This is a genomic window from Ruixingdingia sedimenti (assembly GCF_031432425.1).
Taxonomy (GTDB): Bacteria; Pseudomonadota; Alphaproteobacteria; order Rhodobacterales; family Rhodobacteraceae; genus Ruixingdingia; species Ruixingdingia sedimenti.
This window is the reverse complement of sequence record NZ_JAVKPH010000134.1, coordinates 1-643: the sequence shown is the minus strand read 5'-3', so window position 1 is coordinate 643 and position 643 is coordinate 1. Positions and strand designations below refer to the sequence as shown.

Genomic DNA, 643 nt, shown 5'->3' with positions numbered 1-643 from the left:
GGGCAAGCCGCACAGGACGACGATCCCCGACAAGAAGGCACCCTGTCCGCTGGACAAGGTGAACCGCCAGTTCCGGGTGCCGGCACCCAACATGCTCTGGGTCAGTGATTTCACCTATGTCGCAACCTGGAAGGGGTTCGCCTATGTGGCTTTCGTCATCGACGCCTATGCCCGCAAGATCGTCGGCTGGCGTGTCAGCACCTCGGCGCATGCGGGGTTCGTCCTCGATGCCTTGGAACAGGCGGTCCACGAACGCCGGCCAGCCAAGGGCATGGGACTGGTTCATCACAGCGACCGCGGCTCCCAATACCTGTCCATCCGCTACACCGAGCGCCTCGCAGAAGCAGGCATCGAACCTTCGGTTGGCAGCGTGGGCGACAGTTACGACAACGCGCTGGCCGAGACGATCAACGGCCTGTTCAAGGCCGAGGTCATCCACCGACGCGGACCTTGGCGCAGCTTCGAGGCCGTCGAATATGCGACCCTTGAATGGGTGGACTGGTTCAACAACCGCCGCCTGCTCGAGCCGATCGGGAACATCCCGCCCGCAGAAGCCGAGGTCAACTTCTACGCCGCTCTGGAAACTGACGCCATGGCCGCGTAACTAACCGAAATCAGCCTCCGGCAAACCCGGCGCGGTTCA

1 protein-coding gene is annotated in these 643 nt (G+C 63.0%); it reads left to right on the top strand.

Features of this window, described 5'->3' with window-relative positions; genetic code table 11:
• Window positions 1-604: IS3 family transposase (locus RGD00_RS23460; RefSeq protein WP_310459639.1), on the top strand; the 604-nt coding region annotated here is incomplete at its 5' end.
• Between the last annotated feature and the right edge of the window lie 39 nt (window positions 605-643).